General features: G+C 68.4%; 19 protein-coding genes. 2 read left to right on the top strand and 17 right to left on the bottom strand.

What is annotated here, in order from left to right; genetic code table 11:
- Positions 1-11: 11 nt before the first annotated feature.
- The 16 genes from AC0IYU_RS15970 to AC0IYU_RS15895 form a co-directional block, all read right to left on the bottom strand.
- Entirely contained in the window at positions 12-1292 is a 1281-nt protein-coding gene (locus AC0IYU_RS15970) for an MFS transporter (RefSeq protein WP_472118666.1), read from the bottom strand.
- 125 nt (positions 1293-1417) lie between these two features.
- Positions 1418-2356, bottom strand: coding sequence for a VTT domain-containing protein (locus tag AC0IYU_RS15965; protein WP_472118663.1), 939 nt, complete (start codon positions 2354-2356; stop codon positions 1418-1420).
- Positions 2357-2497: 141 nt separating this feature from the next.
- Positions 2498-3880 carry a heavy metal sensor histidine kinase gene (locus AC0IYU_RS15960; protein ID WP_435484603.1) on the bottom strand — a complete coding sequence of 461 codons (1383 nt, stop codon included), beginning with the start codon at positions 3878-3880 and terminating at the stop codon, positions 2498-2500.
- A complete protein-coding gene (locus tag AC0IYU_RS15955) occupies positions 3877-4575 on the bottom strand; it encodes a heavy metal response regulator transcription factor (RefSeq protein WP_472118661.1) in 699 nt (232 codons plus the stop codon). Before AC0IYU_RS15955 ends, AC0IYU_RS15960 begins: the two co-directional genes overlap by 4 nt.
- Positions 4576-4614: 39 nt before the next feature.
- The gene (locus AC0IYU_RS15950) at positions 4615-7788 is read right to left on the bottom strand and encodes an efflux RND transporter permease subunit (protein ID WP_472118659.1); all 3174 of its coding nucleotides are present in this window, start codon (positions 7786-7788) and stop codon (positions 4615-4617) included.
- Positions 7785-8987, bottom strand: a complete 1203-nt coding sequence (locus AC0IYU_RS15945) for an efflux RND transporter periplasmic adaptor subunit (protein ID WP_472118656.1) — start codon at positions 8985-8987, stop codon at positions 7785-7787. Before AC0IYU_RS15945 ends, AC0IYU_RS15950 begins: the two co-directional genes overlap by 4 nt.
- A 4-nt stretch (positions 8988-8991) precedes the next feature.
- On the bottom strand, positions 8992-10515 hold the full coding sequence (locus tag AC0IYU_RS15940; protein WP_472118653.1) for an efflux transporter outer membrane subunit: 1524 nt from the start codon (positions 10513-10515) through the stop codon (positions 8992-8994).
- Between the two features lie 340 nt (positions 10516-10855).
- The gene (locus tag AC0IYU_RS15935; protein WP_472118650.1) at positions 10856-11866 is read right to left on the bottom strand and encodes an aldo/keto reductase; all 1011 of its coding nucleotides are present in this window, start codon (positions 11864-11866) and stop codon (positions 10856-10858) included.
- 82 nt (positions 11867-11948) lie between these two features.
- A complete protein-coding gene (locus AC0IYU_RS15930; protein ID WP_472118647.1) occupies positions 11949-13496 on the bottom strand; it encodes an alkaline phosphatase D family protein in 1548 nt (515 codons plus the stop codon).
- 128 nt (positions 13497-13624) lie between these two features.
- Complete coding sequence (locus AC0IYU_RS15925; RefSeq protein ID WP_472118644.1) at positions 13625-14875, bottom strand: MFS transporter; 1251 nt, start codon at positions 14873-14875, stop codon at positions 13625-13627.
- A 132-nt stretch (positions 14876-15007) separates the two neighbouring features.
- The gene (urtE, locus tag AC0IYU_RS15920; RefSeq protein ID WP_472118641.1) at positions 15008-15700 is read right to left on the bottom strand and encodes an urea ABC transporter ATP-binding subunit UrtE; all 693 of its coding nucleotides are present in this window, start codon (positions 15698-15700) and stop codon (positions 15008-15010) included.
- Between the two features lie 322 nt (positions 15701-16022).
- On the bottom strand, positions 16023-16901 hold the full coding sequence (gene urtD / locus AC0IYU_RS15915) for an urea ABC transporter ATP-binding protein UrtD (RefSeq protein WP_472118638.1): 879 nt from the start codon (positions 16899-16901) through the stop codon (positions 16023-16025).
- Positions 16898-18124, bottom strand: coding sequence for an urea ABC transporter permease subunit UrtC (urtC, locus tag AC0IYU_RS15910; RefSeq protein WP_472118636.1), 1227 nt, complete (start codon positions 18122-18124; stop codon positions 16898-16900). The genes urtD and urtC overlap by 4 nt, the downstream gene beginning before the upstream one ends.
- Before the next feature lie 121 nt (positions 18125-18245).
- Positions 18246-19793: an urea ABC transporter permease subunit UrtB gene (gene urtB, locus AC0IYU_RS15905; RefSeq protein WP_472118633.1), complete on the bottom strand. Its 1548-nt coding sequence runs from the start codon at positions 19791-19793 to the stop codon at positions 18246-18248.
- Positions 19794-19976: 183 nt separating this feature from the next.
- Positions 19977-21245 (bottom strand): urea ABC transporter substrate-binding protein, encoded by a 1269-nt coding sequence (gene urtA / locus AC0IYU_RS15900; protein WP_435444568.1) that lies wholly within the window; start codon positions 21243-21245, stop codon positions 19977-19979.
- A gap of 143 nt (positions 21246-21388) precedes the next feature.
- Positions 21389-21712 (bottom strand): nucleotide pyrophosphohydrolase, encoded by a 324-nt coding sequence (locus AC0IYU_RS15895; protein ID WP_472118630.1) that lies wholly within the window; start codon positions 21710-21712, stop codon positions 21389-21391.
- Between the two features lie 54 nt (positions 21713-21766).
- Here AC0IYU_RS15895 and AC0IYU_RS15890 point away from each other — a divergent pair, with 54 nt between their 5' ends.
- Complete coding sequence (locus AC0IYU_RS15890; RefSeq protein WP_472118627.1) at positions 21767-22393, top strand: nucleotidyltransferase domain-containing protein; 627 nt, start codon at positions 21767-21769, stop codon at positions 22391-22393.
- 159 nt (positions 22394-22552) lie between these two features.
- Positions 22553-22804: a hypothetical protein gene (locus AC0IYU_RS15885; RefSeq protein ID WP_472118623.1), complete on the top strand. Its 252-nt coding sequence runs from the start codon at positions 22553-22555 to the stop codon at positions 22802-22804.
- 6 nt (positions 22805-22810) lie between these two features.
- Here AC0IYU_RS15885 and AC0IYU_RS15880 read toward each other — a convergent pair whose 3' ends face one another.
- Entirely contained in the window at positions 22811-23854 is a 1044-nt protein-coding gene (locus AC0IYU_RS15880; RefSeq protein ID WP_472118620.1) for an extracellular catalytic domain type 1 short-chain-length polyhydroxyalkanoate depolymerase, read from the bottom strand.
- Positions 23855-23882: the final 28 nt, after the last annotated feature.

Below are 23882 nucleotides of genomic sequence, written 5' to 3'. Positions count from 1 at the left end.
GTGGACCCCGGCTATCGGCCCACGGCGACGGCCGCAGGCTGGCTGCGGAACTCGGTCGCGTAGTACAGCAGCGCCAGCGTCACGTACCCGCCGCCCAGCAGGCACAGCCCGGTCCACCCATGGAAGGCATACACGGCCGCCGCAATGCCCGAGGCCACCGCCGCGCAGATGAAGATGAAGGTCATGAACAGGCCGTTGAGCCGACCGCGCAGCTCCGGCGCCAGCATGAACAGGCTGCGGAAGTTCAGCACCTGGCACAGCTGCACCGCGCCGTCGAGCAGGATGCCCGCCACCACCAGCCCGGCCAGCGAATGGAAGTGCATGGACACCGCGCCCAGCACGAACGACAGCAGCGCGACCACGATGGCCCAGCCGGTGGCCGGGCGCGTGAGCCCGCGGTCGGCCAGCCGGCCCGCCACGGGCGCGAGCAAGGCACCGGCCGCACCGGCCAGCGCGAACAGCGCAATGCCGCGCTGGCCCATGCCGAACTCGTGCACCAGCGCCAGCGGCACGGCCGTCCAGAAGACCTGGAAGCCGGAGAACATCATTCCCTGGTAGAAGCCGCGGCGGCGCAGCAGCGGCGTGTTCCACACGATGCCGGGCAGCGAGGCCATGGTGCGCGCATAGCCGACCGACGCATGCGGCCGGCGCTCGGGCAGCGCGCGCCACAGCACGGCAATGAGCACGGCCATCAGCGCCGCCGACAGCCAGAACACCGCACGCCAGCCGAGTGCCGACGCCACCAGGCTGGCGAAAGGCCGCGCCAGCATGATGCCGCCCAGCAGCCCGGCCATGATGTTGCCGACCACCTTGCCGCGCGAGGACTCGGGCGCGAGGTGCGAGGCGAAGGGCAGCAGCACCTGCGCCGCCACGGCGCACGTGCCCACGAGGAACGAGGCTGCAAGAAAGGTCACGGCCGAGTCCGACAGCGCAATGCCCACCAGCCCGATGACCGCGCCGAACAGCGCCCCGACGATGAGCCGGCGGTTCTCCACCACGTCCGCCAGTGGCACCAGCAGCAGCAGGCCGGCGCCGTAGCCGAGCTGCGTGAGCGTCATGATCAGCCCGGCCAGGCCGGCATGCAGCTGCAGCGTCTCGGAGATGGGGCCGATCAGCGGCTGGGCGTAGTAGATGTTGGCCACGCACAGGCCGCAGGCGATGGCGAAGACCAGCGTGAGGGCCGGGCTGAGACCGGGCGCGTGATGGGCCTGGGCTTGCGCATTGGCCCTGTCCGACGCATCGGCGCGGGCGCTCTGCGCGGCAGTGGGAAGGGGGGCGTCGGGAAGTGGCACGAAGGGCCTCGCTGGCTGGCGGGTGTCGGAAAATATCGGGAGAAAGAGGGGTGGCCAAGGGTTAACCCGGGCCGGGGCACCTTAGCACGGCCGACCGCTTTGCGCAGGCCGGCGGGCGTTGGCGCTCAGTCCGTGCTGGTCGGCCGGCCCGACGCCACCCAGGCATCGAGCCCGCCCGTGAGCGGCAGCGCCCGCCTGGCGCCACGCGACAGCAGCACGCGGGCGGCCTGCGCGGCCGACACCTCGTTGGGGCAGTTGCAGTACAGCACCACGTCGCGCCCCTCGGCATGCGACAGGTCGAGCCCGCGCTGCTGCAGCGCCTTGAGCGTGTACGACTGCGCGCCCGGGATGCGGCGCGGGTCGACCTGCGTGCCGGCCTTGCCCCGCACGTCGATGACCAGCGGCGGCGTTTCGCCTTCGAGCAGCGCGTGCAGCTCGTCCACCGAGATGCGCGGCATGCCGGTGAGCCGCATGAAGGCGCGGCGGCGCCAGTAGCGCACCGCCAGAACGATCACCAGCAGCACCGCCAGCGCGATGGTGGCGATGCCGCCGGCCTGCGCCATCACGGCCAGCACCTCCTGGATCTGGTTGCGAAACACCCAGCCCAGCCCGAGGAAGAGCCCCGTCCAGACCAACGCGGCGCCGATGTCGAAGCCGATGAAGCGCCGCACCGACATGCCCAGCGCCCCGGCCATGGGCGGGGCCACCACCGACACGCCCGGCACGAACTTGGCGGCCACCAGCGACAGGCCGCCCCAGTCGGTGATGAGCGACTCGCCGCGCCGCACGCAGGTGTCGGGCGACAGCGAGATGCGGCACAGCATGCGCATGAAGCGATAGCCGAAGCGCCGCCCCGCATAGAACCAGGCCGCGTCGCCCAGCAGGTTGGCCACCACCGCGGCCAGCACCACGCCGGGCACCGACACATCGCCCGCCGCCAGCAGCGCGCCGGTGAGCACCAGCACCGCCGCGGCCGGCACCGGCAGTCCGAGGCGGGCGGCGAAGCTGACGGCGAACACCACAAGGATCGCGTTCTGCACGAGCAATGACATCAGCTGTGCCATGCCGGGTGTCCTGGAAGTGCTGGGGGTGCGGCGGGATGCCGCGGGATGGGTGGGGGGTTCATGCCACCGGCGATTGTCCGGCATGGCCCAAGAACGTACCCGGGGCAGGCCATTGGCGGACGGCTGTGGACAGCGGCTCTCTCAAGCGGCGCGCGATACGCTGAAGCCGAACGTATTCAGCCCGTCTTCGCTCGACGCAAAGACCTGCCCGCCATGCATGCTCGCCACCGCCTTCACGATGGCCAGCCCCAGGCCGTGGCCATGGTGCTCGCCGCCGCCGTCGTTGCGCGCGGCGTCCACCCGGTAGAAGCGGTCGAACAGGTGCTGCAGGTGCTGCGCGTCGATGGGCGCGCCGGGGTTGGACACGGTGATCCAGGTCGAGGCGGCCTCCTCGCGCAGCGTGACGGCAATCTGCGCGCCCGGCTTCGAATGCTCGATGGCGTTCTGCAGCAGGTTGGACATGGCACGGCGGAACAGCGCGCTTTCCAGCCGGGCCTGCGCCAGCACGTCGCCTTCGATGGCCACCTGCGTGCGGGTCTCGTCGAGCACGAACTCGAAGAACTCGATGGTCTTGCGCACCTCCTGCGCCACCGGCGTGAGCACCAGCCCGGTGGCCACCTCGCCGCGGTCGGCGCGCGCAAGGAACAGCATGTCGTTGACGATGGAGCGCACCCGCTCCAGGTCTTCCAGGTTGGCCTGCAGCACCTCCTGGAACTCGCCCGCGCTGCGCTGGCGCGACAGCGCCACCTGCGTGCTGCCGATGAGGTTGGCCAGCGGCGTGCGCAGCTCGTGCGCCACGTCGGCATTGAACGACTCGAGCTGGCCGTAGGCTTCTTCGAGCCGGCCGAGCGCGCCGTTGAAGGCTTCGGCCAGCGCCGACAGCTCCACCGGCAGCGCCCCGGACTGCAACCGCTGGGACAAGGTCTTGGGCCGCAAAGCCTGGGCCTCGCGCGAGAGCTGCTTCACCGGCTGCAGCCCGACGCGGGCGATCCAGTAGCCGGCCAGCGCCACCACCAGCACGGCGCCCAGGCCGAGTGCCACCAGCGCGGTAAGGAATGCATGCCGCGTGTGGGTGTAGGGAGCAGAGTCGCTGCCGACGATCAAGCGCACGGCCGGGCGGTCCAGCAACGGCTCGATGTGCACCGACAAAGTGTGCATCGGCTCCGCGCGGCCCGGCAACAGGATGCTGCCGCGGCCGTCGGCGTCGTGGCTCATGCGCTCGATCTCGGCCAGGCCCTTGCCGTACTGGAAGCGCGGGTCGTCGCACAGCACCCAGAAGCGCACGCTGCCGTCCTCGGGCGTGAGCGTGTCCATCTTGGCCTGCACGCGGGCCCAGCGGTCGACGGTGCCCACGCGGTCGATGGAGTACTGCATGTTCTTGAGCCCGATCTTGAGCTCGTCGTACTGGTGGCGGTCGAGCTCGCGTGCCAGCACGCCGTGCAGCGCGGCGCCGGTGAGCGCGAAGGTGGCCAGCGCCACCGCCGCGAACATCAGGACCAGGCGCGCCGTGATGGAGCGCTTCACAGGGCGGCACCCTCCCCTTCGCCACCGTCGCGCACCTCCATCACATAGCCCATGCCGCGGATGGTGTGCAGCAGCTTGGTGCCGAAGGGCACGTCGATCTTGTCGCGCAGCCGCTTGATGGCCACCTCGACCACGTTGGTGTTGCTGTCGAAGTTCATGTCCCACACCAGCTCGGCGATGGCGGTCTTCGACAATATTTCGCCCTGCCGCCTTGCCAGCACGGCCAGCAGCGCGAACTCCTTGGCCGTGAGGTCGATGCGGGTGCTGCCTCTGAAGGCCTTGCGCGCGAGCAGGTCGACCTGCAGGTCGGCCATGCGCAGCTGCATCGGCTCCTGCTTGCGGCCGCGCCGGTTCAGCGCCTGCAGGCGCGCAAGCAGCTCCAGGAACGAGAAGGGCTTGACGAGGTAGTCGTCCGCGCCCTCGTGCAGGCCCTTGATGCGGTCTTCCACGCGGTCGCGCGCGGTGAGCATGATGACCGGCGTCTGCTTCACGGCGCGCAGCCCGCGCAGCACCGAGAAGCCGTCCTGCCCGGGCAGCATCACGTCGAGCACGATCACGTCGTAGTCGTGCGTGAGCGCCAGGTGCTGGCCGTCGATGCCGTTGTGCGCCGTGTCGACCGTGCAGCCCTGCTCGGTCAACCCCTTGGAGAGGTAGTCCGCGGTTCTGAGCTCGTCTTCGACAATCAGGATCTTCATATTTCTTGTGCTCCTGTCTCTCTCCGTCCCTGCCGGCATCTAGCCGTGCGCTTCGGCCACCGGCGGGGCCTCGCCGGCCCGGGCGGCCTTGCGGGCCTTGCGCGCTTCCTTGCGGCTCAGGTACCAGTAGTGGGCGCGGTCGAGGTACAGGTAGACCACCGGGGTCGTGAACAGGGTGAGTGCCTGCGAGAGTATCAGCCCGCCCACCATCGCGTAGCCCAGCGGCCGGCGCAGCTCGGAGCCCGAGCCGTGGCCCAGCATCAGCGGCAGGCCCGAGAGCAGCGCGCACATGGTGGTCATCATGATCGGGCGGAAGCGCAGCAGGCAGGCCTGGTAGATGGCGTCGTGCGGCGACATGCCCTGCTCGCGCTCGGCCTTGAGCGCGAAGTCGATCATCATGATGCCGTTCTTCTTCACGATGCCGATCAGCAGGATGATGCCGATCAGCGCGATCACGCTCAGGTCGTAGCCCCCCGCCATCAGGATCAGCAGCGCGCCCACGCCGGCCGAGGGCAGCGTCGACAGAATGGTCAGTGGATGGATGTAGCTCTCGTACAGCAGGCCCAGCACGATGTACACCGCCACCAGCGCCGCGGCAATCAGGTAGGGCTGCGAGGCCAGCGAGTCCTGGAACGCCTGCGCCGTGCCCTGGAACGAGCCGGTGAGCGACTGCGGCAGCCCCATGTCGGCCTGCGCCTTGTTGATGGCGTCCACCGCGTCGCCCAGCGCATGGCCCGGCGCCAGGTTGAACGAGATGGTCACGGCCGGAAACTGCCCCTGGTGGCTGATCGACAGGTAGGCCGTCTTGCTGGTGTCCACCTTCACGAAGGTCGACAGCGGCACCTGCTGGCCGGTGAGCGGCGAGTTGAGGTACAGCTTGCTGAACAGCGCCGGGTCCTGCTGCAGCGCGGGCGTCACTTCCAGCACCACGTGGTAGCTGTTGAGCTGCGTGAAGTACTGCGCCACCTGGCGCTGGCCGATGGCGTCGTACAGCGTGGCGTCGATGGTGGCGGGCGTGATGCCGAAGCTGGCGGCACGGTCGCGGTCGATGGTGAGCACGGCCGACGCGGCGGCGTTCTGCTGGTCGGACGCCAGGTCGGTGATCTCGGGCAACTGCTTGAAGCGCGCAAGCAGCTGCGGCGCCCAGGTGTTGAGCTCGTCGAGGTTGGCGTCGGTCACCGTGTACTGGTACTGCGTGCGCGACGAGCGCCCGCCCACGCGGATGTCCTGCCCCGCCTGCAGGAACAGGTTCACGCCCTGCACCTTGGCCAGCTGCGGACGCAGCCGCGTGATGATCTCGTCGGCCGTGGCCGTGCGGCCTTCGTCCTTCGGCTTCAGGCTGATGAAGAAGTTGCCGGTGTTGTAGGTGGACGAGCTGCCGTTCATGCCGAAGCCGGTCACGTCGGGGTCCTTGCGCACCACGTCGGCCAGCGCCAGCATGCGGGCGTTCATGGAAGCGAAGGACGCGTCCTGCGCCGACTCGGCAAAGCCCGAGATGAAGCCGGTGTCCTGCTGTGGGAAGAAGCCCTTGGGGATGATCACGAACAGCAAGCCCGTGGCCGCCACCGTGGCGATGAACACCATGAGCGTGAGGAACTGGTGGTCGAGCACCACGTGCAGCCCGCGCTTGTAGCCGTTGAGCAGGGCGTCGAAGCCGCGCTCGAACAGCTGGTAGAGCCGCCCGTGCCGGCGCCCATGCTCGTTCTTCAGGAAGCGCGAGCACAGCATGGGCGTGAGCGTGAGAGAGATCACCACGCTCACCACGATGGTCAGCGTGACCGTGACGGCGAACTCGCGGAACAGCCGCCCCACGATGCCGCCCATGAGCAGCAGCGGAATGAACACCGCGATGAGCGACACCGAGATCGAGATGATGGTGAAGCCGATTTCGCTCGCCCCCTTGTACGCGGCCTCCATGGCCGTCATGCCCTCTTCCACGTAGCGGTAGATGTTCTCCAGCATCACGATGGCGTCGTCCACGACGAAGCCCACCGCGATGGTCAGCGCCATGAGCGAGAGGTTGTCCAGGCTGTAGCCCAGCAGGTACATGACGGCCACCGTGCCCAGCAGCGCGAGCGGCACCGTCACGCTGGGAATGAGCGTGGCGGGCACGTTGCGCAGGAACACGAAGATCACCGCCACCACCAGCGCGATGGTCAGCAGCAGCGTGAACTCCACGTCCTTCACCGACGCGCGGATGGTCTGCGTGCGGTCGATGATGGCGTTGACCTCCACGGTCGGCGGAATCGAGGCCTTCAGCCGCGGCAGCGCCGCGTTGATGCGGTCCACCGTCTCGATCACGTTGGCGCCCGGCTGCTTGGTGATGGCCAGCACGATGGAGCGGCCGTTCTGCACGGTGCTGCCCTCGGGCGCGGCGGCGCCGGCGTAGGCCCAGCCGGCGATCTTGGCGTTCTCGGGGCCGTCCACCGCCACGCCCAGGTCGCGCACGCGAATGGGCGCGCCGTTGCGGTAGGCCAGCACCACGTCGTTCCACGGCTGCGCCTTCAGCAGCTGGTCGTTGGTGTAGACGGTGAAGCTCTGGTTGGGCCCGTCGATGGTGCCCTTGGGCGCGTTGACGGTGGCCGACGCGAGCACCGTGCGCACGTCTTCCAGGCTCAGGCCCAGCGCGGCGAGCTTGGCCGGGTCGACCTGGATGCGCACGGCCGGCTTCTGCACGCCGCCGATGTTGACCAGGCCCACGCCGGAGATCTGCGAGATCTGCTGCGCCAGGATGTTGTCGGCGTAGTCGTTCACCTCGGTCAGCGGCAGCGTCTTGGACTGCACCGAAAGGATGAGGATGGGCGAGTCGGCCGGGTTCACCTTGCGGAAGGTCGGCGGGCTCGGCAGGTTGGCGGGCAACTGGCCGGTCGATGCATTGATGGCGGCCTGCACGTCGAGCGCGGCGGCGTCGATGCTGCGGTCCAGGTCGAACTGCAGCGTGATCTGCGTGGAGCCCAGGCCGCTGGTCGAGGTCATCTGCGACAGGCCCGCAATGAGCGAGAACTGCCGCTCCAGCGGCTGCGCCACGTTCGACGCCATGGTCTCCGGGCTGGCGCCCGGCAGGTTGGCCGACACCTGGATGGTCGGAAAGTCGACCTGCGGCAGCGGGGCCACCGGCAGCAGCGGGAACACCGCCGCACCGACCAGCAGGATGGCCAGTGCCAGCAGCGTGGTGCCGATGGGGCGCTTGATGAAGGCGGCGGAAATGCTCAATTGCCGCTCCCGGCGACTGGCGTCTTGCCGTTCGCATTCTTCGCGGCGGGTGGCGGCTCGACCGTGCTCACGCCGGGCTTGAGCTTGTACTGCCCGTCGGTCACCACGCGCTGGCCGGCCGCGAGGCCCTTGTCGATCACGGCCGTGCCGTCGGCGATCTGCACCACGTGCACGGGCACGTTCTCGGCCTTGTTCTCGGCATCGACCACCCAGACGTAGGTGTTGTCCTGGCCGCGCTGGATGGCGGCCGCGGGCACGGTGAGCGAGTCGGCCCGGCGGTCGAGCTGCAGCCGCACGTTGACGTACTGGCCGGGCCACAGCGTGTGCTGCGGGTTGGCGAAGCTGCCCTTGAGCTGCACGGTGCCGCTGGTGGTGTCGATCTGGTTGTTCAGCAGTATCAGCTTGCCGGTGCCCAGCATCTGCGCGCCGCTGCGGTCGTAGGCCACCACCGCGAGCGGCTGGTTGCTTTGCTGCTGCACGCGGTTGATGTCCTGCACCGCGTCTTCGGGCAGCGTGAACTGCACGGCGATGGGATCGATCTGGTTGATGACGACCAGGCCGTTGGCGTCGGTCGCGTGGACGATGTTGCCCGGGTCCACCAGCCGCGCACCCACACGCCCGTTCATGGGCGCCGCGATGCGCGTGAAGCTCAGTTGCACCTCGGCGTACTGCACCTGCGCGGCGTCGTTCTGCACCGTCGCCTGCAGCTGGTTGACCAGCGCCTTCTGGGTATCGACCTGCTGCTGCGTGGCGGCGTCCTGCCCCAGCAGCGTGGTGTAGCGCTGGAGGTCGGCGCGCGCGTTGGCGAGCTGGGCGCTGTCCTTGGCCTTGGTGGCCTGCGCCTGCGCGAGCTGTGCCTGCAGCGTGCGCGGGTCGAGCTGCGCGAGCAGCTGGCCGGCCTTCACGTCCTGCCCTTCGACGAAGCCGACCTTGTCGAGCTGGCCGTCGATGCGCGCCTTCACGGTCACGGTGGCCATGGAGGCGACCGTGCCGATGCCCGAGCGGTAGACCTGCACGCTCTGCGAGGCGACACGCGCGGTGGTCACCTGCACCGGCGGCGTCTTGGGCGCGTCGGGCTTGGCGGCGTGGGCCGCATGGGGCGCGAGCGCCCACGCGCCGCCGCCCAATAGCACCACGAGCGTGGCGGCGAGCCAGGTGGAGCGGCGCTGAAGAAGGGGATGCGTTGCGGTGGTCGTCATGGCGTCAGTTCCCGGAAGTCTTGGATGCGGCCGCGGTCGTGGCGGCGGCGGCTGTGTCGGCGGCGTTCCAGCCGCCGCCCGTGGCCGCGATCAGCGACACGCTGGCGGCCAGCTGGCGGCCCAGCACCTGCGCGGCGGTGCGCTGGTTGGTGAGCGAGAGCGTCTGCGCGGTCACCACGCTGAGGTAGGTGGCGGTGCCCGCGCGGTACTGGCTCAGCGCCAGGCGCTCGGCGAGTTGCGCGGCGCGCACGGCGTCGGCCTGCAGGGCGGATTCGCTGTCGAGCACGCGCAGCGTGGCCAGGTTGTCTTCCACCTGCTGGAAGCCGCCGAGCACGGTCTGCTTGTATTGCGCGACGGACGCGTCGTAGGCGGCCACGGCCTGGTCGCTGTGCGCCTTGCGCAGGCCGCCGTCGAACACCGTCTGCGCCAGCGCGGCGCCCAGCGACCACACGCGGCTGGGCGTGTTGAAGAGCGTGGCCATGCTGGCCGCGCTGAAGCCGCCGCTCGCACTGAGCACGATCTGCGGAAAGTACGCGGCCTTGGCCACGCCGATGTTGGCGTTGGCGGCCTGCACACGGCGCTCGGCGCCGGCGATGTCGGGGCGGCGTTCGAGCAGATCCGACGGCAGCCCCGTGGGCGTGACCGGCAACTGCACGCGCAGCGCGGCGGAAGAAGACAGCGACTCGGCCGTCGGCGGCTGCGCCGGCGATTCGAGCCGCGCCAGCGAGAACGACGAAGGCGCCTGCCCGGTGAGCACCGCGATGGCATGTTCGAGCTGCGCGCGCTGGGCCTCGAGGTCCACGGCCTGGGCCTGCGCGGTCTTGAGCTGGCTTTCCGCGAGCGCCACGTCGGAGCGCAGCACGGTGCCGGCGGCGTACTGATGCTGCGTGAGCTCGAGCGCCTTGGCATAGGCGGCGGTGGTGCTGGCGTACAGGTCGCGCTGCAGGTCGATCACGCGCACCTGCAGGTAGTCTTGCGCGAGCGTGGTCTGGATGCTCAGGCGCGCGCCGGCCAGGTCGTCGGCGCTGGCCTGTTCGCTGGCACTGCCGGCCTCGACCGAGCGGCGCACGGCACCCCAGATGTCGGGCTCCCAGCTTGCGCCCAGGCCCAGGGTGTCGGTGGTGCCGAGCTTGACGGTGCCGGTGCTGTTGGTCTGCGCGCGGCTCGCGCCGGCGTTCAGGCCGACGGTCGGAAAGAAACTGGCGCGCGCCGCGGCGGTGATGGCCTGCGCCTCGCGGTACTGGGCCTCGGCGACGCGGATGTTCTGGTTGGCCGCATTGGCCCGCACGATCAGGTCGCCGAGCGTGCTGTCGCCGTAGGCATCCCACCAGGGGTGGGCGGCGTCGATGGTCTGCGGGGCGGCGGTTTTCCAGGGGCCGCCGGTTTCCTTGTAGGCGACCGGCACGTCCATCTGCGGGCGAACGTAGTCGGGGCCGACGGCGCAGCCTGCGAGGAGCAAGGCGGCCAGCGCGATGGCGGACGGCGCGAAGGCCTTGCGCGATGGGGGAATTGCGGCGGAAGAATCCATGATGAAGGCACTCTAGGTACCTGCATCGAACCGCTCGCTGTCGGTCAACTGACAGTTCTGACAGTTTCCGGTTGTGGCTTTTGCTCCCTCCCCCGCTGGGGGAGGGTTGGGGTGGGGGCACGGCGGCGCTCGCAACAACGCAGCGCCTTTTCGAAGGCCGCTTGCCCCCATCCCAGCCTTCCCCCAAAGGGGGAAGGAGCAAGACGGATTGCCTCCCTCCCCTTCCGGGGGAGGGTTGGGGTGGGGGCACGGCGGCGTCTGCATAAGCGCAGCGTCCACGCGGAGGCCGCTTGCCCCCAACCCGGCCTTCCCCCAAAGGGGGAAGGAGGAACACCCGAGATCAGCGGGGCGCGTCGCCCTTGCGGTACTCGGCGGTCAGGTCGTCCAGCTTCTGCTTCAACGCCGGGTCCAGCTTGTATTCAGCCGCGGCCAGGGTCGCGTCCAGCTGATTCGGCCGGCTCGCCCCGAGCAACGGCGCGGTGATCAGCGGATTCGCCATCACCCACGCCACCGCCAGCGTCGCCAGCGGCACGCCGGCTTCGTCCGCCAGCTTGTGCAGCTGCGTCACGGTGTTGAAGCTGCGCTCGTTCCAGTACCGGTCCTGGTACATGTTGCCGGCGGTGCCGAGCGTGAAGCGGGTGTTCTCCTCGGGCTTCGCACCGGGCTTGTACTTGCCGGTCAGCAACCCACCGGCCAGCGGGTTGTAGGGAATCACGCCCAAGCCCTCTTCGCCCACCAGCGGCAGCAATTCGCGCTCGATCTCGCGGAACAGCAGGCTGTAGCGCGGCTGCACCGACACGTAGCGCGTGAGCTTGTGCAGCTCGGCCTTGCCCAGCGCGCGCGCCAGCCGGTACGCCAGGAAGTTCGACACGCCGATGTAGCGCGCACGCCCCGATTTCACGATGATGTCCAGCGCCTCCAGGCTCTCTTCGAGCGGCGTCTCGCGGTCGTCGCTGTGCAGCTGGTACAGGTCGACGTGGTCGGTCTGCAGCCGCTTGAGCGAGGCGTCGATGGCGTCCAGCAAATGCTTGCGCGACGCGCCCTGGTCCCAGCTGTTCGGGCCGACCTTGCCGACCGCCTTGGTGGCGACGACGAAGCGGCGGCGCCCCGCGGGGCCCTGCTTCTGCAGCCAGCGGCCGATGATTTCCTCGGTGCGGCCGGTGGTCTCCACCGTGCCGCCCAGCGGGTACACGTCGGCGGTGTCGAGGAAGTTGATACCGCCTTCGGCCGCCTTGTCGAGGATCTGGTGCGACACCGTCTCGTCGGTCTGCAGGCCGAAGGTCATGGTGCCGAGGGCCAGGCGCGACACGGTGAGGCCCGTGCGGCCGAGACGGGTGGTGGGAATGCTCATGGTGTTTTCGCTCTGCAAGAGTGAGGGAAAGGGCGGCGGCCATCATAGACACGGCCGCGCGATCCTGCAGGCGGCGCGGGTTTCAGGCCGTCTCGGCATGCACGCCTGGCGCGCCGCGCTCCACGCTGAAGCGGGCCATGGCCTGCACGCCCGAGTCGGCCAGCTTCTCGTCGTCCACCGCACGGAACTCGACCGCGCAGCCGCGCGCATCGAGCGTCATGAGCGCGTAGCCGCGCCTGTCGGCGCGGCCGTAGCGCAGGTGCGGGTTCTTGGCGAGCATGTTCGCCACGCTCGCGGCGCTCGGGCCTTCGGACGTGATGGCGCCGCCGACGAACTCGGTCGCGATGGCCGGCTCCTGCGCATCGCGCCGCAGGTCGGCCGCCCAGAAGGCATGCACGTCGCCGCTGACCACCAGCGTGTTGCCGCCGTTCGCCTTGTTGGCTGCGATGCCGTCGAGCAGGCGCGCGCGGGCCGCGGCGTAGCCGTCCCAGCCGTCCATCCAGTAGCCATGTTCCGCCCCGCGCTTGCGGTCGGCCTCGGCCAGCAGCGTGGGCTGCGCGATGACGGTCCAGCGTGCGGGCGGCGCCGAGAGCTCGCGCGCCAGCCAGGCCTCCTGCGCCGCGCCGAACAGGCTGCGCTCGGGCGCGAAGCGCTCGGCGCAGTCGGCCAGCGGCGAGGCGCTGCGGCGCGAAAGGCAGGCATGGTGCGAGCGGTACTGGCGCCCGTCGGTCAGCAGCAGGTCGAGCATGCGGCCGAAGCGGTGGCGCCCGTGGATGGTCGCGTCGGCGCCGCGCGGACGCATGCTCGCGGGCACGGGCATGTGCTCGTACCAGGCCTGGTAGGCCGCGGCGCGAATGGCCAGGAACCGCGCGGCATCGGGGGTGCGCGGCGACACGTCGTTGGTGTAGTCGTTGGCCACCTCGTGATCGTCCCAGGTCACCAGCCAGGGGCAGGCGGCGTGCGCGGCCTGCAGGTGCGGGTCGGTCTTGTAGAGCGCGTAGCGCTCGCGAAAACCCGCCAGCTGCGTCGGGATGCCGCCCTGGTGCTGGCGCACGCGGTCCGCGCCGCGCGAACTCTCGTAGATGTAGTCGCCCAGGTGAACGACAAAGTCCAACGGCTGCGCGGCCATGTCGCGGTAGGCGGCGTAGAAGCCCTGCTCGTAGTGCTGGCAGGAGGCGACGGCGAAGCGCACGGCCTGCGCCGATTCGTCGGCGTCGGCCGGCGCGGTGCGCGTGCGGCCGACCGGGCTGCGCGCACCGGCGGCCGTGAAGCGGTACCAGTACGGCCGGCCCGGCAAGAGGCCCTGCACCTCGACATGCACGGCGTGCGCGAGTTCGGCCGCTGCCGTGGCGGTGCCCTTCGCCACGATGCGCCTGAAGGTCTCGTCGTGCGCGACCTCCCAGCGCACCTCGACAGGCACATCGCCCATGCCGCCGCCCTGCAGCGGATCGGGCGCCAGCCGCGTCCACAGCACGAAGCCGTCGGCACGCGGCGCGCCCGAAGCCACGCCCAGCGTGAACAACTCGCGTGAAGCAGGTTGCGCTTGCAGCCGCTGGAAGGGGTGGCCCAGCGATGCGGCGGCCAGACCGCCGCACAGCAGGCGCCGGCGCGAGAGCGGCCATGTGTTCATTGGCGCGCCAAGGTGGAGAAGATCATCCCCGGCACTGTCGTTCGCTTCGCTCGCTGCTGTCAACCAAGCCTGTCACGGACTGGCGCTGCAATGCAATGCGCTCCCCGAGCGGGCGCTTCCACCAAGGCTCAGCAGGCGATGGCCGCGGGCTGCCGCGCATCGGCGCGTGCACTCGTCACCGCCCAGCCGAACACGCCCATGCCCGCCAGCGCCAGCAAGGCGCCGACCCAGCCGGTCGAGGTCCAGCCCAGGCCCGAGGCAATGGCCACGCCGCCGAGCCAGGCACCGAGCGCATTGGCCATGTTGAAGGCCGAGTGGTTGAGCGCCGCGGCGAGCGTCTGCGCGTCGCCGGCCACGTCCATCAGGCGGATCTGCAGCGCCGGGCCGATGGCCACGGTGGTGCCGATGAGGAACACGTTGAAGGCCGCGGTGTAGACGTTGTGCGCCGCAAAGGTGAACAGCGCAAGCACCACCGCCGCGTAGACCAGCAGGCCGCCGATGGTGCGCATCAGCGACTTGTCGGCCAGGCGCGCGCCCACGAGGTTGCCCATGACCATGCCCAGGCCGAACAGCGCCAGCACGAAGGGCACGCCGCCCAGCGGCAGGCCGGCCACTTCGATGAGCGTGGGCTTGATGTAGCTGAACACCGCGAACATGCCGCCGAAGCCGATGGCGCCGATGCCCAGCGTGAACCACACCTGCTTGCGCTTGAGCGCACCGAGCTCGCGCCAGGGGCTGGCGCCGGCCGGCGGTGCCAGGTCGGGAATGTCGCGGCGCAGCAGCACGATGGCCACCAGCGCGATGACGCCGACGAACACGAAGGCCGCGCGCCAGCCGAAGACCTGGCCCAGCCAGGCGGCGATGGGTACGCCGACCAGCGTGGCGCCGGTGAGCCCCAGCATGACGAGCCCCACGGCCCGCGCGCGGCGCCCCGGCGGTGCGAGGGTGGCGGCCACGAGCGCGGCCACGCCGAAGTAGGTGCCGTGCGGCAGGCCGGTGGCAAAGCGCAGCAGGTTCAGCAGCAGGTAGGTGGGGGCCGCGGCGCTGGCGAAGTTGCCCGCGGCGAACACGGCCATGAGCGCGATCAGCAGCGCGCGGCGGCGCCATCCCGCGGCCAGCACCGCGAGCACCGGTGCGCCGATGACCACGCCCAGCGCATAGGCGCTGATGACGTGGCCGGCCTGCGGAATGCTCACGCCGATGTCGTTCGCCACTTCGGGCAGCAGGCCCATGATGACGAACTCGCCGGTGCCGATGGCGAAGCCGCCGACGCCGAGCGCGAGCACCGCGCGCAGGAAGTTGACGGGTGCGGCAGGGGAAGGGGAAGAAACGGAAATGTCGGTGTCCGCGCTGTCCAGCGCGGGTGGGGAGGCGTTCAAGGCCAGGCTCCTGGGAAGGTGCCCGGCGGCCGCGGGCAGAAGCCGGATTTTAGGGTAAACCCTGAATTTCTGCCGATACGGAGTTGCCAGGAACCCGGTACCGGCTTGGCGACGCAAGCCCGGCCAAGCGGCTCAGATGGCCACCAGCTGGCGAACGCCCTGCGCTTCCATGTCCTTGCCGAGGCCGCGCGCAATGACTTCGCCGCGCTCCATCACGAGGTAGTCGTCCGCCAGTTCCTGGGCAAAGTCGTAGTACTGCTCGCACAGCACGATGGCCATGTCGCCGCGGTCGGCCAGCATGCGGATGACGCGGCCGATGTCCTTGATGATGCTGGGCTGGATGCCTTCGGTGGGCTCGTCGAGGATCAGCAGCCGCGGCTTCGGCGCCAGCGCACGCGCGATGGCCAACTGCTGCTGCTGCCCGCCGGAGAGGTCGCCGCCTCTTCGGTTGATCATCTGCTTGAGCACGGGGAACAGCTCGTACAGCTCCGAAGGGATGGGCGTGCTGCCGCTCTTGTAGGCCAGGCCCATGCGCAGGTTTTCCTCGACGGTGAGCCTGGCGAAGATCTCACGGCCTTGGGGGACGAAGCCGATGCCGGCTCTGGCGCGGTCGTAAGGCGTCGACTTCTGGATCGGCTTGCCCTCGAGCTCGATGCTGCCGCTCTTGATGGGGACCAGGCCCATCAACGATTTCAGCAGTGTTGTCTTGCCTACGCCGTTGCGGCCCAGCAGTACTGTGACTTTGCCTAGTTTGGCTTCGAAGCTCACGTCTCTGAGGATGTGGGAGCCGCCGTAGTACTGGTGGATGTTTTTGACTGTCAGCATTTATTGGGCTCCTTCTCTGGTTTCGTTTGGGGAGCACCCGGTACGCGGCACGGCGCGGTCGGCCCCACTATGCCGGCCCTTCGGGCTCCCCTGCGGTGCTCGCGTTTCGCGGGGTCTCGCAGAACTCGCTTCGCTCAAACAGCTGCGAGCCCTTGTCCGCGAAACGCTGCGCTCCTCGGCGGCACAGAGGGACCGCCCACACCGCGCCACGTACCGGGCGCTTGTCGTGGCTTTGATGACGTCTGCCCTCACCCCTGCCCTCTCCCAGGGGGAGAGGGAGCAAGGCAGGGGATGCACCACTGCTCTGACAGCGGCGAAAAGCTCAACGCCCAAGATAGACCTCGATCACGCGCTCGTCGGCCTGCACTTCATCGAGCGTGCCCTGCGCCAGCACCGAGCCGTCGCACAGCACGGTGACGATCTCGGAGATGGTGCGGATGAAGCTCATGTCGTGCTCCACCACCATCAGCGAATGCTTGCCCTTGAGGGTGAGGAACAGCTCCGCCGTGCGCGCCGTTTCCTCGTCGGTCATGCCGGCCACGGGCTCGTCGAGCAGCAGCAGCTTGGGGTCTTGCATCAGCAGCATGCCGATTTCGAGCCACTGCTTCTGGCCGTGGCTCAGGTTGCCCGCCAGCCGCGACACGCTGTCGGCCAGGTGGATGGTCTCCAGCACCTCGGCCAGCCGGTCGCTCTGCGCCGAGTCGAGCTTGAAGAGCATCGACGCGCGCACGCCCTTGTTGGTCTTCAAAGCAAGCTCGAGGTTCTCGAACACGGTCAGGTGCTCGAACACCGTCGGCTTCTGGAACTTGCGGCCGATGCCCAGCTGCGCGATGTCGGCCTCGCGGTGGCGCAGCAGGTCGATGGTGCTGCCGAAGAACACGGTGCCCGAGTCGGGCCGCGTCTTGCCGGTGATGATGTCCATCATGGTGGTCTTGCCCGCACCGTTCGGGCCGATGATGCAGCGCAGCTCACCCGGCGCGATGTCGAGCGACAGCTTGTTAATGGCCTTGAAGCCGTCGAAGCTCACGCTCACGTCTTCCAGGTACAGGATGCGGCCGTGCGTGACGTCCACCTCGCCCGGCGTGACGTGGCGGCCGAAGTCGGCGCTGCGGCCGCCCGACTCGGTACTGCCGCTGTCGTAAGGCATGCCGTGGGCACGCGCGGCGCGCTCGGCACCGGCTTCCATCAGATCGGGCGTCATGCGCGTGCTCCCTTCGGTTCGGCGGCCAGCGGCGCGAGCAGCGACTCAGGCTCCATGCCTTGCGCGGCCGCGAGTGCACGTTGCGCTTCTTCGCGCCCATCGCTCACGGCGGCAGCGGGCGTCTTCTCGCGAGACATCCACTTGCGGACCAACCCCACGATGCCGTTCGGCAGGAACAGCGTGACAGCAATGAACAGCGCCCCCAGGAAGTACAGCCAGTACTCCGGGTACGCCACGGTGAGCCAGCTCTTGGCGCCGTTGACGATGAAGGCGCCGATGATCGGCCCGATCAGCGTGGCGCGCCCGCCCACCGCCGCCCAGATCGCGATCTCGATGGAGTTCGCCGCGCTCATTTCGCCCGGGTTGATGATGCCCACCTGCGGCACGTACAGCGCACCGGCCACGCCGCACATGACGGCCGAGATGACCCAGATCGTGAGCTTGTAGGGCAGCGGGTTGTAGCCCGAGAACATCACGCGCGTTTCCGCGTCGCGAATGGCCTGCAGCACGCGGCCGAACTTGCTGCCGATGAGCCATTTGGCGAACAGGAAGAAGCCCAGCAGCGTGATGCCCGTGAGGGCGAACAGCGTCATGCGCATTTCCTGCGTGGCGATCGGAATGTTCAATATGCGCTTGAAGTCGGTGAAGCCGTTGTTGCCGCCGAAGCCCGTCTCGTTGCGAAAGAACAGCAGCATGGCCGCGAAGGTCATGGCCTGCGTGATGATCGAGAAATACACGCCCTTGATGCGCGAGCGGAAGGCGAAGAAGCCGAACACGAAGGCAATGATGCCGGGCACCGCCACGATCATCACCAGCGTCATGACGAAGCTGCCGCTGAAGGTCCAGTGCCAGGGCAGTTCCTTCCAGTCGAGGAACACCATGAAGTCGGGCAGGTCGCTCTTGTAGTTGCCGTCGCGCCCGATCTGGCGCATGAGGTACATGCCCATCATGTAGCCGCCGAGCGCGAAGAACAGGCCGTGGCCCAGCGACAGGATGCCGGTGTAGCCCCAGATCAGGTCCATGGCCAGCGCGCAGATGGCGTAGCACATGATCTTGCCGACCAGCGCCACGGCGTAGTCGCTCATGTGCAGCGGGCTGTCGGCGGGTACCCAGATGTTGAGCACCGGCGCCACCGCGCACACCACGATCAGCGCGACGAAGAAGGCCGTCCAGCCCTTGCCGCTCAGCAGCGGGCCTTTCGAGGGAAGAGTCACTGTGGTCATAGAAGCGTGGCCTTGATGGATCGGTCCAGGAACACCGCGGAACCGGCTTTGCCGGGCCGCAGGTGTTGCCCCCGCGAGGGGGTTGGCGAAGCGACACGAAGTGCGCGCAGACTGGGGGCGGTCATGCTTCCGCACTCCGGCCTTTCATCGCGAAGATGCCTTGAGGGCGCTTCTGGATGAAGATGATGATGAAAACGAGCACCGCGATCTTGGCGAGCACCGCGCCCGCCCAGCCTTCGATGAACTTGTTGAGAATGCCCAGCCCCAGCGCCGCATACACGGTGCCCGCGAGCTGGCCCACGCCGCCCATCACGACCACCATGAAGCTGTCGACGATGTAGCTCTGGCCCAGGTCGGGGCCGACGTTGCCGATCTGGCTCAGCGCGCAGCCGGCCAGCCCCGCGATGCCCGAGCCGAGCGCGAAGGCGTAGGTGTCGATGCGGGCGGTGTTCACGCCCATGCAGGAAGCGATCGGGCGGTTCTGCGTGACGCCGCGCACGAACAGGCCCAGGCGCGTGCGGCCGATGAGCCAGCCCATGGCGAGCAGCACCAGCACCGCGAAGATGATGATGCCGATGCGGTTCCACGGCAGCGTGACGTTGCTCAGCATGGTGAAGCCGCCGCTCATCCAGCCGGGGTTTTCCACGCCCACGTTCTGCGCACCGAACAGCGTGCGCACCAGCTGCTGCAGCATCAGGCTGATGCCCCAGGTGGCCAGCAGCGTCTCGAGCGGGCGGCCGTACAGGAAGCGGATGACGCCGCGCTCCAGCACCGCGCCCACCAGCGCCGAGGCCATGAACGACACCGGAATGGCGGCCACCAGGTACCAGCCGAATGCCGACTCCGGCAGGTATTTCTGGAAGATGCCCTGCATCACATAGGTGGCGTAGGCGCCGATCATCATCAGCTCGCCGTGCGCCATGTTGATGACGCCCATGAGGCCGTAGGTGATGGCCAGGCCCAGCGCGGCCAGCAGCAGCACCGAACCCAGGCTGATGCCGCTGAAGACGGCGTTGATGCGGTCGCCCCAGACCAGCGAGCTGTCGATGCTGGCAATGGAGGCGACGATGGCCGCCTTGACGTCGGCCTCGGTCTCGTCGGCCAAGCGCTGGTTGAGCAGCAGCTTGGTGTCGGGGTTGCGGTTGTTGCCCAGCTCCTTGGCGGCGGCGAGGCGCTTGGCCTTGTCGGCGCTGGTGAGCATGCCGACGGCGCGCACGAGTTCGAGCTGCGCCCGGATCTTCGGGTTGGTCTCGGCGGCCAGCGCCTTGTCGACCATCGGAATGCGCGACTCATCGGGGTCCTTGAACAGCGCCTGCGCGGCTTCCGCGCGCACCGCGTCGTCCTTGCTGGTGAGCTTGAGCGCGGCTTGCGCGGCGTCGAGCGCGCCGCGCATGAGGTTGTTGTTGACGACGTCTTCGGCGGTGTCGGGCACCTTCAGTTCGGTGCCGGTGACGGGGTCGTAGCCCTTGTCGTCCTTCATCACGAAGACCTTGTCTTCGGTGTACTTGACCGCGTCGTCGGACATGGCCTGGATGAAGGCGGCGGTCTTGTCGTCGGCCGTGAGCACGGCCTTGTTGAGCGCGGCGATGCGGGCTTCGGACTCGCCGGAGGCGATGGCCCGGGCTTCGTCGGCGGTCAGCGCGTGGGCGGCCGTTGCCATGAGCAGCATGGCGGCGAGTGCGCAGTGAAGGGTTCGTCGAAGCATGGTGAAAGTGGAAGTTGGGTTTTGGCTCCCTCCCCTTCCGGGGGAGGGTCGGGGTGGGGGCACGCGGCGCCCGGACAAGCGCAGTGCTCGAATCGACCGCCGCAGCCCCCACCCCTGCCCTCCCCAGCGGGGGAGGGAGAAACACACTTACATCGACTTGCCAGCCGGGTAATCCGGCTTCTTGTCGTTGCCTTCGATGTACGGGCTCCACGGCTTGGCCTTGACCGGGCCGGGCGTCTTCCACACCACGTTGAACTGGCCGTCGGCCTTGATCTCGCCGATGAACACGCTCTTGTGCAGGTGGTGGTTCTTCTCGTCCATCTTCGACACGATGCCCGAGGGGGCCGTGAAGGTCTGGCCGGCCATGGCGGCGATCACCTTGTCGGTGTCGGTCGACTTGGCCTTCTCCACGGCCTGCTTCCACATGTGGATGCCGATCCAGGTGGCTTCCATCGGGTCGTTGGTGAGCGGCTTGTCCTTGTGGCCGGCGATGTTCTTGGCCTTGGCGTAGTCGCTCCACTGCTTGATGAACGCGGTGTTGGTCGGGTTCTTGATCGACATGAAGTAGTTCCATGCGGCCAGGTGGCCCACCAGCGGCTTGGTGTCCACGCCGCGCAGTTCTTCCTCACCCACCGAGAAGGCGACCACGGGCACGTCCTTGGCCTTCAGGCCGGCGTTGCCGAGTTCCTTGTAGAAGGGCACGTTGGAGTCGCCGTTGATGGTCGACACCACGGCCGTCTTGCCACCGGCAGAGAACTTCTTGATGTCGGCGACGATGGTCTGGTAGTCGCTGTGGCCGAAGGGGGTGTACTTTTCGTCGATGTCGGTGTCCTTCACGCCCTTGCTCTTCAGGTAGGCGCGCAGGATCTTGTTGGTGGTGCGGGGGTACACGTAGTCGGTGCCCAGCAGCACCCAGCGCTTGGCGCCGCCGCCTTCCTTGCTCATCAGGTAGTCGACCGCCGGAATGGCTTGCTGGTTGGGTGCCGCGCCCGTGTAGAACACGTTCTTGGAGAGTTCTTCACCTTCGTACTGCACGGGGTAGAACAAGAGGCCGTTCATTTCCTCGACCACCGGCAGCACCGACTTGCGCGACACCGAGGTCCAGCAGCCGAAGATCACCGAGACCTTGTCCTGGCCGAGCAGCTGCTTGGTCTTTTCGGCGAACAGGGGCCAGTTGGAGGCGGGGTCGACGATCACGGGCTCGAGCTGCTTGCCCAGCACGCCGCCCTTCTTGTTGATGTCTTCGATGGCCATCAGCACCGTGTCTTTCAGCACGGTTTCCGAGATGGCCATCGTGCCCGACAGCGAGTGCAGCACGCCGACCTTGATGGTGTCGGCGGCAAATGCGGGCGCAGCAGAAATGCTGGCCAGCGCGACGGCGGCGGTGAGCGCCTTGAGTGTGAAACGACGTTGCATGTGGACTCCTGCTCCGGGGTGGGTTGAACCTGTCGCCAGCGCTGTGCTGGCGTGGAGAGGAGTCTGCGGAATGCACCATCAAGGTGAAATACGCCGGGTGGCGTACACGGAGGTACTCAGCCGGTTCGCGCCGTTCAACGAATTCAGGCGGGCGGCGGGGCGGGGTACTTCTGCGCGTTCAGCACCATCTTGCTTCTGGCCGCCTCGATCACGTCGATGCCGAGCTTGTCGGCCAGCTGCAGCAGGTAGAGAAAAACGTCGGCGATCTCGGTGCCGATCTCCGCGCGCTTGTCGGCCGGCAGCGAGCGGCTCTGCGCCTCGGTGAGCCACTGAAAGTGTTCGAGCAGTTCGGCGGCTTCCACCGACAGCGCGGAGGCGAGGTTCTTCGGGGAGTGGTACGGCTCCCAGTTGCGCGCCTGGGCGAAGTCGCGCAGGGCTTGGGTGAGCGATTGCAATTCGTTGGTCATGGCTCGTGTGCGCAGGGGTTACAAAAGCCCATTTTGGGCTTTAAACTACCCAAAATGGGTAAATCTCCATCACCGACGCCGGAGACCGGGAAATCCGCAGGCCTGGCGGACGCCCTGTTCACGACCACGCAGCAACGCGTGCTCGGCTATCTCTTCGGTCAACCGGATCGAAGCTTCTTCTTCACCGAATTGATCAAGCTTACCGGCGCAGGCTCCGGCGCCGTGCAGCGCGAGCTCAAGCAACTGACGGACAGCGGGCTGCTCACGATGTCTCGCGTCGGCAATCAGAAGCACTACCAGGCGAACGCCCAGGCACCGATCTACGAAGAGCTGTGCGGCATCGTGCGCAAGACCTTCGGGCTCGCCGGCCCGCTGTACGAAGCGCTGCAACCATTGGCTGAAAAAATCGAGGCTGCCTTCGTGTTCGGCTCGGTCGCGAAGAAGAGCGACACGGCCGCGAGCGACATCGACCTGCTGCTGATCAGTGAGGAACTTGCGTATTCGGATCTGTTTCTTGCGCTCGACGCAGTGTCGGCGCAACTCGGCCGAACAGTGAACCCGACCCTGTTCACCCAGAAGGAACTCATGCGAAAAAACAAGGATGGCGAATCGTTCGTGAGGCGCGTCATGGAACAGCCCAAGCTCTGGGTCATCGGCAACGCGGATGCCCTCCCCGCTTGAAAACCTCTGCGGCCCGACCAAGCCGCTCGCCGCGGAGCCGCCAGACGCCCGCGAATTCGCGGGCCTGATGCGCTCCGGCCTCGCGCGCCTGGCGGATGCCCAGGTGATGCAACTCTCCGTCGAAGGCCGGTTCGATCTGGCTACAACGCAGCACATGCGATGTGCCTCGCGGCGCGGCGCTGGCATGGCTACCGGTCGAGCAACCGCTTCATCGTCTTCCAGGTGCTGCCGCTTACCTTGGCGCTCGGTCCGGAGGTGTGGCGCGTGCTGGCCAAAGGCCACGAGATACGAAACCTCGGCGAATACGAAGGCGATCTGAATGTGGATGAACGCATCGTTCGCGACCTGATCGCCGCGTGCCAGCGCGTGGCCTCGAAGCTGGGCGAGCTCCCGTTGCCGCCCAGCGGCTGACGCCGCTCAGCCCTTCGCCGCAGCCTTGAACTGCGCAGCCGCAAACGCCCACGTCATGCGCGTGGCGTCGGGCCCCGTCGGGTCGCTGAACATCAGCGTGGACGCACCGCCGCTCCACGAGTGGCCCAGCCCCGCGATCTCGCACAGCGTGACCACCGTGCGGCCCTTGCGCTTGAAATCGGTCACGCGCATCGCGCGCCGCTTGCCGCGCTGCATGCCGCGCGGCGGCCCGGGCTTCGCGCCCAGGGCCGTCGCCCACACCACGGCGCTGCTGACGGCATTGCTCGGCGCCACCACGGCGTCGGCATCGCCATGCAGCACCAGCATCGGCGGCAAGGTGGCGAAGACGGCGGCCGCGCCCATGGCCTTGCCGACCGCGGTGGTGGGCATGGGCGGCACGTTCTGGCCACGCATCGCGCCCAGCGCCGTGGCCGACGACTTGGCAGCCCCGGGCGCCACGCCAGAGTGCATGACAACCGCGCGAAAGCGGTTCGCATAGCGCGTGGCAATCAGCGCTGCCATGCTGGCGCCGGCCGAGAGCCCGACCACCGCCACGCGGTCGCGGTCCACCGGGTAGAGCACGCAGGCCTGGTCGACCGCGGCCATCAGCGTCGCGGCCTCGGCGTCGGCCTTGCCCGAGCGGCGCTCGTACCAGTTCCAGCAGCCTTGCGGATGGGCCAGCCGGTCCTGTTCGGGGTAGAGCACCAGGAAGCGCTGGCGCACGGCCAGCGCGTTCATGCGCGTGCTGGCGGCGAAGTCGCGCCCGGTCTGGCCGCAACCGTGCAGCATGACCATGAGCGGCAGCTTCTCGCCGGGCGCAAGCTGCAGGTCGGCCGGGCGAAACAGGTGATAGCCCCGCGCCCCGCCCGCCCCCATGGCCATGCCGCTGAGCCAGTCGCCCTTGCCGGGCGGCGGCTTGAGCCGCTGGGCGGCGGCGCGCTGCACCTTGCCCGCAATGCGCTTGCTGCTGGTCAGCGTGACCTTGGTCAGCGCACGCAGGTTGCGCTGGTAAGCGCGGGCGAAGACGGAAGCGGTGGAACGACGGGCCATGGCGCAGTGTGAACGCAAAGCGCCGACC

The organism is Variovorax sp. AC103, from assembly GCF_979254005.1.
The sequence above is the reverse complement of the archived record's forward strand: the minus strand, read 5'-3'. Positions and strand labels throughout refer to the sequence as shown.